This is a genomic window from Photobacterium halotolerans DSM 18316 (assembly GCF_000425165.1).
GTDB classification, from domain to species: domain Bacteria; phylum Pseudomonadota; class Gammaproteobacteria; order Enterobacterales; family Vibrionaceae; genus Photobacterium; species Photobacterium halotolerans.
Genome location: NZ_KE384323.1, coordinates 104,643 through 117,694 on the forward strand (window position 1 = coordinate 104,643; position 13,052 = coordinate 117,694).

The following is a 13,052-nucleotide window of genomic DNA, read 5'->3' on the forward strand; positions in this document are numbered from 1 at the left end:
GAAGTGTGTGGTTATGGTGAGCATAACACAGCGATTTCCGGGATATCGCTGCATTTTCATTCGCTACTCTTGCTCAGACACCTAGCATGCCGGCGTCAGGAGGCCTTATGATCCAGGAACGTATTGAACAGAAACTGCAAGCCGCATTGTCACCGACCCATCTGGAAGTGCACAATGAAAGCTATATGCACAATGTGCCGGAAGGCGCAGAAAGTCATTTTAAAGTGATAGTGGTCAGTAATGAATTTGAAGGTCAGCGTCTGATTGGTCGCCATAGAGCAATTAATACGGTACTGGCCGATGAGCTGGCCAATCACATTCATGCGCTGGCGATTCACACTTACACCCCGGAGGAATGGCAGGCGCAGCAGTCTGCTCCGGCTTCTCCCGCTTGTTTGGGTGGCAGTAAGTTTGGTTAAGATATGATGAATACATCAAGTGACTGAACAGTGGCGAATCGTACGTTGATCAAAAACCGCATATTGTTGCGGTTTTTTACAGTCCGAAGTTTGAAGTTGATATTCATTAATAACTGAGTGATGGCGTAGTATACGCACCGTTCAGCCACAGAGTGCTCAGTGAAAGGCCAAGTGCTGCCTCAACAGGTGCAAGTGGTGGCCTAGTGGTGGCTTAGTTAGCAAGTCTTTTCTCATCTCAGGCGACTATAATGAGTCCCGAATGTGGTGAAATGTTCGGTGGTGTCTAATTCACCGAGTGAAAACATATGTTGCAAATTCGATGCAGTTTTGCGTCGGATTTTACTGTTTTATGACCATCGAATGCGTTAGTTTTACCGACTGTCCTTTGGTGTTGACGTTTTGATACCAATTTGTAAATAGCAGAAAAATACAGTTTTCGAGGCGACAAGCAGAAGATTCAGCGCAAGTGTGCGTTGGGTCAAATTTATCTGTTCTCGTGATTATCAGCACATCAGCTATCGCTGAATTTCAGTTCGATTAGCGAGGTTTGCCATAGTAAAAACCTGTTGATTAATGCTAAAATCCGGCCCTCGAAAAAACTCGTCATCTTAAATGTGTGATGAAAGAGTTAATAGGATGTTGCGGTGCTGGTTACTGGAAAGCCGGCCTCGGACCAAGGAAAGTCGTGTCTAAGTTGCGCAATAACAAGTTCTTTTTCCCGTTAATGTAGTGCAAGTGCGTATGATTACAATAAAGAAGGGGCTGGATATCCCAATTGCAGGGACTCCTACCCAGGCGATAAATGATGGTAAATCCATCTCTCGAGTCGCCTTGCTTGGCGAAGAATACGTGGGTATGCGTCCAACCATGCATGTCCGCGTTGGGGATGTAGTAAAAAAAGGTCAGGTGCTCTTCGAAGATAAGAAGAACCCAGGCGTAAAATTTACTGCTCCGGCCAGCGGCAAGGTGTTGGAAGTCAACCGTGGAGCTAAACGTGTGCTTCAGTCTGTTGTCATTGATGTTGAGGGCGATGATCAAATCACCTTTAACCGCTATGACAAAGCTGAGCTGGCTCAACTGGATCGTGCTGTGATTGTAGAGCAGCTGGTTGAGTCTGGTATGTGGACAGCGTTACGTACCCGTCCATTCAGCAAGGTCCCAGCGATCGAGTCTGAAACACAGGCGATTTTTGTCAATGCGATGGATACCAACCCATTGGCAGCCAACCCAGAAGTGATCATCAACGAGCAGGGCGAAGCCTTTGTTGCTGGTCTGTCGCTTCTGTCTCGTCTGACCGGTGGCAAGGTGTATGTGTGTAAGTCAGGTGCAAGCCTGCCGCGCAGCAGCGAAGCCAATGTTGAAGAGCACGTATTTAACGGACCGCACCCTGCCGGTCTGGTAGGTACGCACATCCATACTTTGTTCGGTGCTGACGCTCATAACGTTGCATGGCACCTGAACTATCAGGATGTGATTGCTTTCGGTCAGTTATTCCTGACCGGCGAGCTGTACACTCAGCGTGTGGTTTCTCTGGCAGGTCCTGCCGTCAACAACCCTCGTCTGGTTCGTACTGTTATCGGTGCGTCTGTCGAGCAGCTGACTGAGTCTGAGCTGTTAACCGGTGAACTGCGTGTGCTGTCAGGTTCTGTCCTGAACGGTATTCCGGCGACTGGCCCTCATGCTTATCTCGGCCGTTATCACCTGCAGATTTCTGCGCTGCGTGAAGGTCGTGAGAAAGAATTCATGGGCTGGATCGTTCCTGGTAAGAACAAATTCTCTGTAACACGTGCTTTCTTTAGCCAATTTTTCCCAGGCCAGCTGTACAACATGACAACCACTACTAACGGTAGTGAGCGTTCTATGGTGCCAATCGGTAACTATGAGCGTGTCATGCCGCTGGACATCGAGCCTACACTGCTATTGCGTGATCTGTGCGCCGGCGATACTGACAGTGCCCAGCAGTTGGGTGCGTTGGAGCTGGATGAAGAAGATCTGGCACTGTGTACCTTCGTGTGCCCAGGTAAGTATGAGTACGGTCCAATGCTGCGTGCATGCCTGGACAAGATTGAGAAGGAAGGATAATTCATGAGCCTCAAGAATTACCTCGAGCAGATCGAACACCACTTTGAGCCAGGTGGTAAGCATGAGAAATGGTTTGCACTGTATGAAGCAGTCGCCACCGTGCTTTACACCCCAGGTATTGTAACCCGTACCGGTTCTCACGTGCGTGACAGTATCGACCTGAAACGTATCATGATTATGGTCTGGTTGGCCGTATTCCCTGCCATGTTCTGGGGTATGTACAACGTAGGTCATCAGGCAGTGTTTGCCCTGAACCACCTGTATGCAGGTGATCAACTGGCTGCCATTATCAGTGGTGACTGGCATTACTGGCTGACCGAGTCTCTGGGTGGCACCTTAGGTGCTGACGCAGGCTGGGGCAGTAAAATGCTGCTGGGTGCGACTTACTTCCTGCCTATCTATGCCACGGTATTTATCGTGGGTGGTTTCTGGGAAGTGCTGTTCTGTATGGTGCGTAAGCACGAAGTGAACGAAGGTTTCTTCGTGACTTCGATCCTGTTTGCGCTGATCGTTCCGCCAACACTGCCTCTGTGGCAGGCTGCACTGGGTATTACCTTTGGTGTGGTCGTGGCGAAAGAGATCTTTGGCGGTACAGGTCGTAACTTCCTGAACCCGGCTCTGGCTGGTCGTGCTTTCCTGTTCTTCGCTTACCCGGCGCAGATCTCAGGCGATTTGGTGTGGACTGCCGCTGATGGTTTCTCCGGTGCAACGGCACTGAGCCAGTGGGCAGCCGGTGGTCAGGCTGCAGTGGTCAACACTGTGACTGGCGAAGCTGTGACCTGGATGGATGCTTTCATTGGCCGTATTCCGGGTTCCATCGGTGAAGTTTCGACCCTGTTCATTCTGATCGGCGGTGCCTTCATTGTGTATCTGGGGATTGCGTCCTGGCGCATTATTGCCGGTACTCTGATCGGTATGGTTGCTGCCGCAACGCTGTTTAACATTATTGGTTCCGATACCAATGCAATGTTCGCTATGCCTTGGCACTGGCACCTGGTTCTGGGTGGCTTCGCCTTCGGTATGATGTTCATGGCAACTGATCCGGTTTCTGCTGCTTTCACTAATAAAGGTAAGTGGTGGTACGGTGCACTGATTGGCGTGATGGCTGTTCTGGTACGTGTGGTTAACCCTGCGTTCCCGGAAGGCATGATGCTGGCGATTCTGTTCGCCAACCTGTTTGCACCGCTGTTTGACCATGCAGTAATTCAAGGCAACATCAAACGGAGACTGGCTCGTCATGTCAAATAAGAATGATAGCATCAAGAAAACGCTGATTGTTGTTGTTGTCCTGAGCCTGGTGTGCTCTATCGTGGTATCAACAGCAGCCGTCATGCTGCGTCCGATGCAGCAAGCGAACGCTAAGCTGGATGTTCAGCGTAATATCCTGTCTGTAGCAGGTCTGCTGCAAGAGGGTGTCGACGTTACTGATACTTACAATCAGTTCATTGAACCTAAGCTGGTTGAGCTGGCTACCGGTAACTTCGTTGACTCTGTTGATGGTCAATCACCTGCAGAGTATGACCAGCGTGACGCAGCGAAAAATCCGGATCTGTCTGTGAAGCTGGATCCGGCAACTGACCCGGCGAAACTGATTCGTCGTGCGGACGTGGCTAAAGTGTATCTGGTAAAAGATGCCAACAATCAGGTACAGAAGCTGATTCTGCCTGTGAACGGCAAAGGCCTGTGGTCCATGATGTACGCTTTCGTTGCAGTTGAGACCGACGGTAATACTGTGTCTGGCATCACTTACTATGAACAGGGTGAAACTCCTGGACTGGGCGGTGAAGTTGAGAACCCGAAATGGCGTGCACAGTGGGAAGGCAAGAAACTGTTTGACGATAGTTTCGCCCCTGCCATCCGTGTCGTGAAAGGTGGCGCACCGGAAGGTGATGTTCACGGTATCGACGGTCTGTCTGGGGCAACGCTGACAAGTGACGGCGTTCAGAACACCTTCCAGTTCTGGTTAGGTGATAACGGCTACGGTCCGTTCCTGACTAAAGTGCGCAATGGAGGCCTGAACAATGGCTGATACTAAAGAAATGAAAAAAGTCCTGCTGGGGCCGATCGTCAGTAATAACCCGATCGCCCTGCAGGTACTGGGTGTGTGTTCAGCGCTGGCTGTAACCACTAAGCTGGAAACTGCGTTCGTAATGGCGCTGGCGGTAACTTTCGTTACTGCGTTTTCCAACTTCTTTGTTTCTCTGGTGCGTAACCAAATCCCTAACAGCGTGCGTATTATCGCTCAGATGGCGATTATTGCCTCGCTGGTTATCGTGGTTGACCAGGTGCTGAAAGCGTTCGTTTACGACATCTCTAAGCAGCTGTCTGTATTCGTAGGCCTGATCATCACTAACTGTATCGTTATGGGTCGTGCAGAAGCGTATGCGATGAAATCTGCTCCCCTGCCATCTTTGCTGGATGGTATCGGTAACGGTCTGGGTTACGGTTTCGTATTGCTGACAGTCGGTTTCTTCCGTGAGCTGCTGGGTTCAGGCAAACTGTTTGGTATGCAAGTGCTGCCGCTGGTCTCTGAAGGTGGCTGGTATCAGCCAAACGGTATCATGTTGTTGGCACCGTCTGCCTTCTTCCTGATTGGCTTCATGATCTGGACTATCCGTACGTTACGCCCGGATCAAGTAGAAGCGAAGGAGTAAGGGAAACATGGAACATTATATTAGCTTACTGGTTCGTTCGATCTTCATCGAGAACATGGCACTGTCTTTCTTCCTGGGGATGTGTACCTTCCTGGCGGTATCAAAGAAAGTCAAAACCTCTTTCGGTCTGGGTGTGGCAGTTACTGTCGTACTGACTATCTCAGTACCGGTAAACAACCTGGTTTATAACCTGCTGCTGAAAGACGGCGCTATTGTTGAAGGCGTTGATCTGACGTTTCTGAACTTTATCACTTTTATCGGTGTTATCGCGGCTCTGGTACAGATTCTGGAAATGATTCTGGACCGTTTCTTCCCGCCGTTGTACAACGCGCTGGGTATTTTCCTGCCGCTGATCACTGTTAACTGTGCAATCTTCGGTGGCGTATCTTTCATGGTACAGCGTGACTACAACTTCGCGGAGTCTGTGGTATACGGCTTTGGCTCAGGTGTGGGCTGGATGCTGGCTATCGTTGCCCTGGCGGGTATTCGCGAGAAGATGAAGTATTCTGACGTACCTGCCGGCCTGCGTGGCCTGGGTATTACTTTCATCTCTGTAGGTCTCATGGCGTTGGGCTTCATGTCCTTCTCCGGTGTACAGCTGTAATCAGGATAATAAGGAATAATTCATGGATATTATTCTTGGCGTAGTTATGTTCACCTTGATTATCCTGGCTCTGGTATTAGTGATTCTGTTCGCTAAATCCAAGCTGGTACCATCAGGTGACATTACTATCTCAATCAATAACGACCCGGAAAAAGCAATCACGACCCCTGCGGGTGGTAAACTTCTGGGCGCACTGGCAGGCAGCGGCATCTTTGTCTCTTCTGCTTGTGGTGGTGGTGGTTCATGCGGTCAGTGCCGCGTGAAAATCAAATCTGGTGGCGGCGATATTCTGCCAACGGAGCTGGATCACATCACGAAAGGTGAAGCACGTGAAGGTGAGCGTCTGTCTTGCCAGGTTAACGTCAAAGCCGACATGGACATCGAACTGCCGGAAGAAATCTTTGGTGTGAAGAAGTGGGAATGTTCTGTTATCTCTAACGATAACAAGGCAACCTTCATCAAAGAGCTGAAACTGGGCATTCCGGACGGCGAATCAGTACCGTTCCGTGCTGGTGGTTATATTCAGATTGAAGCGCCACCACACCATGTTAAGTATGCCGATTACGACGTACCTGAGAAATTCCGTGAAGACTGGGACAAGTTCAACCTGTTCCGTTACGAGTCAAAGGTTAACGAAGAAACAATTCGTGCTTACTCAATGGCGAACTATCCGGAAGAGGAAGGCATTATCATGCTGAACGTGCGTATCGCTACGCCGCCACCTCGTAATCCGGATGTACCACCAGGTATCATGTCTTCGTATATCTGGTCGCTGAAACCGGGTGATAAGGTGACTATCTCTGGTCCGTTTGGTGAATTCTTCGCGAAAGATACCGATGCTGAGATGGTGTTTATCGGCGGTGGTGCTGGTATGGCACCTATGCGTTCACACATCTTTGACCAGCTGAAGCGTTTGCAGTCTAAGCGTAAGATGACTTTCTGGTACGGTGCACGTTCTAAGCGTGAAATGTTCTATGTGGAAGATTTCGATATGCTGCAGAACGAAAATGATAACTTTAAGTGGTACTGCGCCCTGTCGGATCCTCTGCCAGAGGACAACTGGGACGGTTACACCGGTTTCATCCACAATGTGCTTTATGAAAACTACCTGAAAGATCATGAAGCGCCGGAAGACTGCGAATACTACATGTGTGGTCCACCGATGATGAACGCAGCTGTTATCAGTATGCTGAAAGATCTGGGTGTTGAAGACGAAAACATCCTGCTGGATGACTTTGGTGGCTAACCCTGCCTGAGGTCTTGCTCTGAAATGGCTGATCCTTTGGATCAGCCATTTTTCGTCAAGCCCCGCATTAATTTTCCTTAGCGCGTATCAATGCCGTGTGAACGGCAGCTGAGCGACATTTTCAGTATTTGGAGATCCCTTGCATGATGAAACTATTCACCCGGGCAGCCATGCTGCTGGTGATGACACTGGTTGTCAGTGGCTGTAGCGAGCAACGTCAGTTAATTCACCTGACCGGCTCAACAATGGGGACCTATTATTCGATCAAGTTGATTGAGCAGGAAGGCTTACCGAGCGAGGTGGCACTTCAGAAAGAAATTGATCGCCGCCTTGAACGGGTTAACGATCAGATGTCGACCTACCGTGAGGACTCCGAGCTCAGTCAATTTAATCAGCATCGAAGCAGTGAGCCGTTTGCCGTGTCGGCTGATACGGCGACCGTGGTACAAGAAGCGATTCGCTTGTCTAAACTGACTGATGGGGCATTGGATGTCACGGTTGGCCCTCTGGTCAACTTATGGAGTTTCGGACCGGAAGCCCGTCCGGATGTGGTACCGACCGATGAAGAGCTGGACGCCCGTCGCCAGGAAGTCGGCATAGAGCATCTGAAGGTCGAAGGTAACGCCTTGATTAAAGATTTGCCCGGACTGTATGTCGATCTGTCATCCATTGCTAAGGGCTACGGCGTCGATGTTGTGGCTGACTATATTGCCTCTTTGGGGGTGAATGACTATCTGGTTGAAATCGGTGGTGAAATTCGCCTGAAAGGCAAAAATCTGGAAGGTGTGCCGTGGCGGATAGCGATTGAAAAGCCAACGGAAGACGGCAGTCGATCTATCCAGGAAGTGGTTGAGCCGGGTGAAATGGCCGTCGCTACATCGGGTGATTATCGTAACTATTTTGAAGAAAATGGTGTACGCTACTCACATCTGATCAATCCCATAACAGGCAAGCCGATTACTAACCGTGTGGTTTCAGTCACTGTGATGCATCCGAAATGCATGACAGCAGATGCCCTGGCAACGGCATTTTCTGTCATGGGGGAAGAGAAAGCAATCGCACTGGCAAACCAAGAAAATTGGCCAGTTCTGTTGATTGTAAGTACGGATGAAGGCTTTAAGGAATATGCCTCTGATGCCTTCACGACTTACATGCAGAAGAAATAAGTTGAGAGCATAGTATGTTGGTATATGTAACAACCTTTGGCGTTTTTCTGTTAGTCATAGTCGCAATGGCCGTTGGCTACATTTTCCAGCGCAAAACGGTGGCTGGAAGCTGCGGTGGCCTGGGCGCAGTCGGCATTGAAAAAGAATGTGACTGCCCTGAGCCCTGTGACAAGCGTTTGAAGCGTGAAGCTCGCGCCGCCAAGCAGGAAGAATGGAAGAAAAATCAGATCATCTGATGGATGACTGACATTCTCGCTGAGTAAAAAGCCCGTGGTTAATACCACGGGCTTTTTGTTGCTCGCTATCTGTGTAGCGAGCACATATAATGCTGTATATAAACACAGTAACCTTTTCCCTGTCACATGCTGAAAGCCCGATGTTATGCCAGATAAAACCGTGACCGACAGCCATCAACGGAAAATTATCCATGTTGATATGGACTGCTTTTTTGCTGCGGTTGAGATGCGCGATAATCCTGAGCTGCAACATGTCCCTATTGCCATCGGTGGCCGCTCTGAGCAGCGGGGGGTGCTCAGTACCTGTAATTATCTGGCCCGGCAGTTCGGCGTGCGTTCTGCGATGCCGACAGCCCAGGCGATGCAGCTTTGTCCGGATCTGGTTCTGGTACCCGGCAGGATGGCCGTTTATAAAGAGGTTTCTCATCAAATCAGGGCGATTTTCCGGCGCTATACCTCACTGATAGAGCCCCTTTCACTCGATGAAGCCTATCTGGATGTCACAGACAGCAGGCTGCACCGCGGCTCAGCGACGTTGATTGCACAGGATATCCGCCGGGCTATCCGTGAAGAGTTGCATCTCACGGCCTCCGCAGGCGTGGCGCCGGTGAAATTCATCGCCAAAATAGCTTCTGACATGAATAAGCCGGATGGTCAGTATGTGGTGACGCCCGCCGAGGTGCCTGCTTTTGTGGCCGATTTGCCATTGGAGAAAATACCGGGAGTTGGCAAAGTCACCATCCAAAAACTGCACGATATCGGCCTGTATTTCGGCAAGGATGTGCAAGCCTATGACAGGCGGGAGCTATTAAAGCAGTTTGGCAAGTTTGGCCAATCGCTGTGGTCGCGTGCACACGGCATTGATGAGCGTGAAGTTGTGGTCTCGCGGGAGCGAAAATCCGTCGGTGTGGAGAGGACTTTTGCCCGCAATATTGTTGCTTATGCCGAATGCTGGCAAATCATAGAGCAACTGTATCCTGAATTAGAAGCACGGCTCAGCAAGGTGCGGCCGGATCTGCGCATTGCCCGCCAGGGAGTGAAAATAAAATTTGCCGATTTCCAGCAAACCACGGTCGAGCATAGTCAACCTGTATTGCAGAAGCAGCAGTTCGCCGCTTTACTGGCCGAAGCCCTGACCAGACAAAAAGGGCGCGAAATTCGCTTAGTCGGCATCAGTGTCGGGCTGGAATCGGGCGTCAAAGCTCAGCAATTGTCGTTTGACTGGTAGGTGTGTTTCAGGAAACTCAGCTTCTCAGGAACAGACAAAGGGGAGCAGATATGCTCCCCGCTGCGTTTATAAGGCTTTCACCGGGATCTGTTTCAGGATGGCGACCATTTGTTCCCAGAACAGGCCAACGGTTTTAATGTTCACCTTTTCGTCGGGGGAATGCGGGAATTTAATGGTCGGACCGAAAGAAATCATATCCATGTTTGGGTACGGCTCTTTAAACAAGCCACATTCCAGGCCTGCATGGATCACCATGATATCCGGGATGTTACCGTAAATATCTTTATAAGTTTCGCGGAACAGATGCATGACTTCTGAGTCCGGATCGGGTTTCCAGCCCGGATAGGCGCCGGAGAACTCGCACTGCGCACCAGCCAGCTGGGCCAGGGCGCTCAGGGCGTGTTCAACACTGCTGCGGCCGGAGTCGATCAGAGAGCGGATCAGGCACAACAAGGTCACGCGATCAGTCTCTGTGGTGATCACACCCAGGTTCAGTGAGGTTTCAACAACACCGGGAATGTCGTCGCTCATGCGTACCACACCGTTCGGACAGGCATTGAGCAGGGCCAGAAGACGTTGCTGGCTGTCAGCAGACAGCACATCGGCAGGCAATTCGCTGTTTTCAACCGACAGTTTGATGGTGGTTTCGATGTTACCCAGCTCGGCATTGAGTATGCTTTGGAATTGGTCGAAATGCGATTGCAGCGCATCAGCTTGATTGGCTGGCAGGGTGACGATGGCAAAGGCTTCACGGGGAATAGCGTTACGCAGTGTGCCGCCTTTAAGGCTGTTGACACGCAGTCCCAGCTCTGCGGCATGGGCAAACAGGAAACGTCCCAGCAATTTATTGGCGTTGGCCCGGCCGGTGTGAATATCACAGCCAGAGTGTCCGCCTTTCAGGCCTTTGATCATCAGTTTGACAGCCGTGTGATCAGCCGGTACCGGCTCACGCTCAATCGCCAGAGATAGCCCGGCATCAACGCCACCGGCGCAGCCCATGTAGATTTCGCCTTCCTGCTCTGAATCGGTATTCAGCAGAATATCGCCTTCCAGCCAGCCTTCCTGCAGACCAAATGCGCCTGTCATACCGGCTTCTTCATCCACGGTCAGCAGCACTTCCAGAGGGCCGTGCTCAATGTCTTTTGAGGCCAGCACGGCCAGACAGGTTGCCATACCAATACCGTTATCAGCACCTAACGTTGTGCCTCTGGCGGTTACCCACTCACCGTCGATATAAGGCTGAATCGGATCAACGGCAAAGTCGTGGTCTGTGTCTTCATTCTTTTGCGGAACCATATCAATGTGTGCCTGAAGCACCACGCCTTTGCGGTTTTCCATTCCCGCCGTGGCCGGCTTTTTAATAAATACGTTGCCAGTGGCATCACGGCGTACAGCCAGGCCTTCGCTTTCAGCAAAACGAATGATGTGCTGGGCCAATGCCTCTTCGTGTTTGGACGGGTGCGGGATGGCGCAAATTTGATCAAAGAATTGCCACACGATTTGTGGCGAAAGATGGCTGATTTCAGACACAGAACTCTCCCTAATAAACGGTCATTCATACTGCCTGAACCGGACTATCATAGGGTGATTTTCCGGGACAGGCAGTTGAATATCTTACCTCAGCCACAGAGAGCTTGCTATTAATCCACTTTGCTTTTCGCTAAATCTTAAATTGAGAGATCTGCACATTAAGGTGTCGACCACTGGTGAGCAGTTGCTCACTGGCTGCCGCTATCTGCTGTCCTTGCGAAACATGGCTGTGGCTGTGTTCACTCAGTTGCGACAGGCTGATGTTAATGGCTTCTGTCGCATCGGACTGCTGCCGGCTGGCATCTGCAATGTGTTGATTAAGCTCTCGAATAGTGTGAATTTGCTGACTGATAGCCTCCAGTGCACTGGCGACATCCCGGGCATGTTTCACCGTACTGGCTGATTGTTCACTGGTCTGGATCAGGGCGTTGCTGACGTTGGTGGAGCGATTCTGCAGCCGGGTGATAATGGTTTCTATCTCATTGGTACTGGACTGAGTACGGGTAGCCAGGGTGCGCACTTCATCGGCAACCACGGCAAAACCGCGGCCCTGCTCGCCAGCACGAGCTGCTTCAATAGCGGCATTCAGAGCCAGCAGGTTGGTCTGCTCTGCAATGCTGCGGATCACGTCCAGCACAGCGCCAATGGTTTCAGAGTCTTCGGCCAGTGCCTGTGCGCTTTTGTTGGTTTCATCCAGTAAGGCGAGCAGGGCACGCATTTCCTCTCCCGAGCGAGACACGACACTCAGTCCCTGTTCACTGTGAGATTGTGCCGTTGCTGCAGCATCGGCCGCGGTCGCCGCTGATCGTGCAACTTCCTGATTACTGGAATGGAGCTCTGTCATGGCCGAGGCGACCGAATCTACCCCCTGATGCGCCTGACTGGCACTCTCGGCCGTGGTGTTGGCGACGGCATTGAGCTGGCTGGCGGCCGAACTGATATGCTCACTGACGGGTTCGACAGCGCGCAGCATGTCAGTGATTTTATCGGCAAACTGATTGTAGGCTGCAGCAATGCGGCTCAGTTCATCATTGCCCTGAACCGGCAGGCGCCGGGTTAAATCACCTTCACCGCGGGAAATATCCTGCATGGCCTGCAAGGTGGATTCACACGGGGCAGTAATACTGCGGCCTATCATCTTGGCCAGCACCAGCATCAGGATCAATGAAGCGGCCAGAATGAGCCCGAGGCGTTGTAACTCCGCGTAAAACAGCGCTTTGACATCATCAACATAAATCCCAGATCCCAGAATCCATCCCCAGGGTGCAAATCCTTTTACATAGGAAATTTTATCAACAGGCTCCGAGTGACCTGGTTTTTCCCACTGATAATCGACAAAGCCCTGGCTTTGCTTGCTGACGATGTCTGCCATGCTGACAAACAGTGTGTGACCGAGCGGATCTTTGAACTGGGAGAGATCTTTGCCGTCCAGCTCGGGTTTGAACGGGTGCATCACCATCTTGGGATGGTTATCGTTAATCCAGAAGTAATCGTTATTCTCGTAACGCAGGCTGGCAATGGCCTGTTTCGCCTGCTGTTGTGCTTCAGCGCGGGTCAGCTGGCCCTGAGTTTCCTGCTGGTAGTAGTAAGTCAGCAAACTGTGCGCACTCTCGACCAGGTTTCTGGTTTTATCTCGTTTTTGGTCCAGAAGGGTATCCTGATAGCCGGATATAAAGGTAATCAGAGGGAGCAGGGTCAGAATGGTAATGATCAAGCCCAGCAGATACAGGCGACTGCTGATAGATAGTGAACGTAAGTGAGGGAGTTTTGTCATAGCGCTTTCTTCCTTGCTTGCACTCAGGCAAATGACCTGAACTGATGTTGTCTGCTTCTTCGGGAATTCGGTATGCCACTTTAGTCTCATTTGTGTGGATTTACGGCCTGGTT

12 protein-coding genes are annotated in these 13,052 nt (G+C 50.9%); 10 read left to right on the forward strand and 2 right to left on the reverse strand.

Translation table 11 applies throughout. The features are described 5' to 3' along the window. The first annotated feature begins 107 nt into the window (after nucleotides 1–107). From bolA to dinB, 10 genes are all read left to right on the forward strand, one after another. A complete protein-coding gene (bolA, locus tag H511_RS0119660) occupies nucleotides 108–419 on the forward strand; it encodes a transcriptional regulator BolA (RefSeq protein ID WP_027253861.1) in 312 nt (103 codons plus the stop codon). A 741-nt stretch (nucleotides 420–1,160) separates the two neighbouring features. Beyond that, entirely contained in the window at nucleotides 1,161–2,501 is a 1,341-nt protein-coding gene (locus H511_RS0119665) for a Na(+)-translocating NADH-quinone reductase subunit A (protein ID WP_036760073.1), read from the forward strand. Between the two features lie 3 nt (nucleotides 2,502–2,504). Continuing rightward, complete coding sequence (locus H511_RS0119670) at nucleotides 2,505–3,749, forward strand: NADH:ubiquinone reductase (Na(+)-transporting) subunit B (RefSeq protein WP_027253863.1); 1,245 nt, start codon at nucleotides 2,505–2,507, stop codon at nucleotides 3,747–3,749. After that, nucleotides 3,739–4,530, forward strand: a complete 792-nt coding sequence (locus tag H511_RS0119675; RefSeq protein ID WP_027253864.1) for a Na(+)-translocating NADH-quinone reductase subunit C — start codon at nucleotides 3,739–3,741, stop codon at nucleotides 4,528–4,530. The genes H511_RS0119670 and H511_RS0119675 overlap by 11 nt, the downstream gene beginning before the upstream one ends. After that, on the forward strand, nucleotides 4,523–5,155 hold the full coding sequence (locus tag H511_RS0119680) for an NADH:ubiquinone reductase (Na(+)-transporting) subunit D (RefSeq protein WP_027253865.1): 633 nt from the start codon (nucleotides 4,523–4,525) through the stop codon (nucleotides 5,153–5,155). The genes H511_RS0119675 and H511_RS0119680 overlap by 8 nt, the downstream gene beginning before the upstream one ends. 7 nt (nucleotides 5,156–5,162) lie before the next feature. Then, entirely contained in the window at nucleotides 5,163–5,759 is a 597-nt protein-coding gene (gene nqrE / locus H511_RS0119685) for an NADH:ubiquinone reductase (Na(+)-transporting) subunit E (protein WP_027253866.1), read from the forward strand. 22 nt (nucleotides 5,760–5,781) lie between these two features. Further along, nucleotides 5,782–7,005, forward strand: coding sequence for an NADH:ubiquinone reductase (Na(+)-transporting) subunit F (nqrF, locus tag H511_RS0119690; RefSeq protein WP_027253867.1), 1,224 nt, complete (start codon nucleotides 5,782–5,784; stop codon nucleotides 7,003–7,005). A gap of 170 nt (nucleotides 7,006–7,175) precedes the next feature. Then, complete coding sequence (locus tag H511_RS0119695; protein WP_237582872.1) at nucleotides 7,176–8,171, forward strand: FAD:protein FMN transferase; 996 nt, start codon at nucleotides 7,176–7,178, stop codon at nucleotides 8,169–8,171. 14 nt (nucleotides 8,172–8,185) lie between these two features. Continuing rightward, nucleotides 8,186–8,407: a (Na+)-NQR maturation NqrM gene (gene nqrM, locus H511_RS0119700; RefSeq protein WP_027253869.1), complete on the forward strand. Its 222-nt coding sequence runs from the start codon at nucleotides 8,186–8,188 to the stop codon at nucleotides 8,405–8,407. A 145-nt stretch (nucleotides 8,408–8,552) separates the two neighbouring features. Continuing rightward, the gene (gene dinB / locus H511_RS0119705) at nucleotides 8,553–9,635 is read left to right on the forward strand and encodes a DNA polymerase IV (protein WP_027253870.1); all 1,083 of its coding nucleotides are present in this window, start codon (nucleotides 8,553–8,555) and stop codon (nucleotides 9,633–9,635) included. Nucleotides 9,636–9,701: 66 nt separating this feature from the next. Here dinB and H511_RS0119710 read toward each other — a convergent pair whose 3' ends face one another. Then, on the reverse strand, nucleotides 9,702–11,165 hold the full coding sequence (locus tag H511_RS0119710) for an aminoacyl-histidine dipeptidase (RefSeq protein WP_027253871.1): 1,464 nt from the start codon (nucleotides 11,163–11,165) through the stop codon (nucleotides 9,702–9,704). Between the two features lie 130 nt (nucleotides 11,166–11,295). Further along, nucleotides 11,296–12,939, reverse strand: coding sequence for a methyl-accepting chemotaxis protein (locus tag H511_RS0119715; RefSeq protein ID WP_027253872.1), 1,644 nt, complete (start codon nucleotides 12,937–12,939; stop codon nucleotides 11,296–11,298). Nucleotides 12,940–13,052: the final 113 nt, after the last annotated feature.

What these genes read in the sequence shown, in the direction of transcription:
- bolA (WP_027253861.1), top strand. Translation starts at nt 108, where the DNA reads ATGATCCAGGAACGTATTGAACAGAAACTGCAAGCCGCATTGTCACCG.
- H511_RS0119665 (WP_036760073.1), top strand. Translation starts at nt 1,161, where the DNA reads ATGATTACAATAAAGAAGGGGCTGGATATCCCAATTGCAGGGACTCCT.
- H511_RS0119670 (WP_027253863.1), top strand. Translation starts at nt 2,505, where the DNA reads ATGAGCCTCAAGAATTACCTCGAGCAGATCGAACACCACTTTGAGCCA.
- H511_RS0119675 (WP_027253864.1), top strand. Translation starts at nt 3,739, where the DNA reads ATGTCAAATAAGAATGATAGCATCAAGAAAACGCTGATTGTTGTTGTT.
- H511_RS0119680 (WP_027253865.1), top strand. Translation starts at nt 4,523, where the DNA reads ATGGCTGATACTAAAGAAATGAAAAAAGTCCTGCTGGGGCCGATCGTC.
- nqrE (WP_027253866.1), top strand. Translation starts at nt 5,163, where the DNA reads ATGGAACATTATATTAGCTTACTGGTTCGTTCGATCTTCATCGAGAAC.
- nqrF (WP_027253867.1), top strand. Translation starts at nt 5,782, where the DNA reads ATGGATATTATTCTTGGCGTAGTTATGTTCACCTTGATTATCCTGGCT.
- H511_RS0119695 (WP_237582872.1), top strand. Translation starts at nt 7,176, where the DNA reads ATGCTGCTGGTGATGACACTGGTTGTCAGTGGCTGTAGCGAGCAACGT.
- nqrM (WP_027253869.1), top strand. Translation starts at nt 8,186, where the DNA reads ATGTTGGTATATGTAACAACCTTTGGCGTTTTTCTGTTAGTCATAGTC.
- dinB (WP_027253870.1), top strand. Translation starts at nt 8,553, where the DNA reads ATGCCAGATAAAACCGTGACCGACAGCCATCAACGGAAAATTATCCAT.
- H511_RS0119715 (WP_027253872.1), bottom strand. Translation starts at nt 12,939, where the DNA reads ATGACAAAACTCCCTCACTTACGTTCACTATCTATCAGCAGTCGCCTG.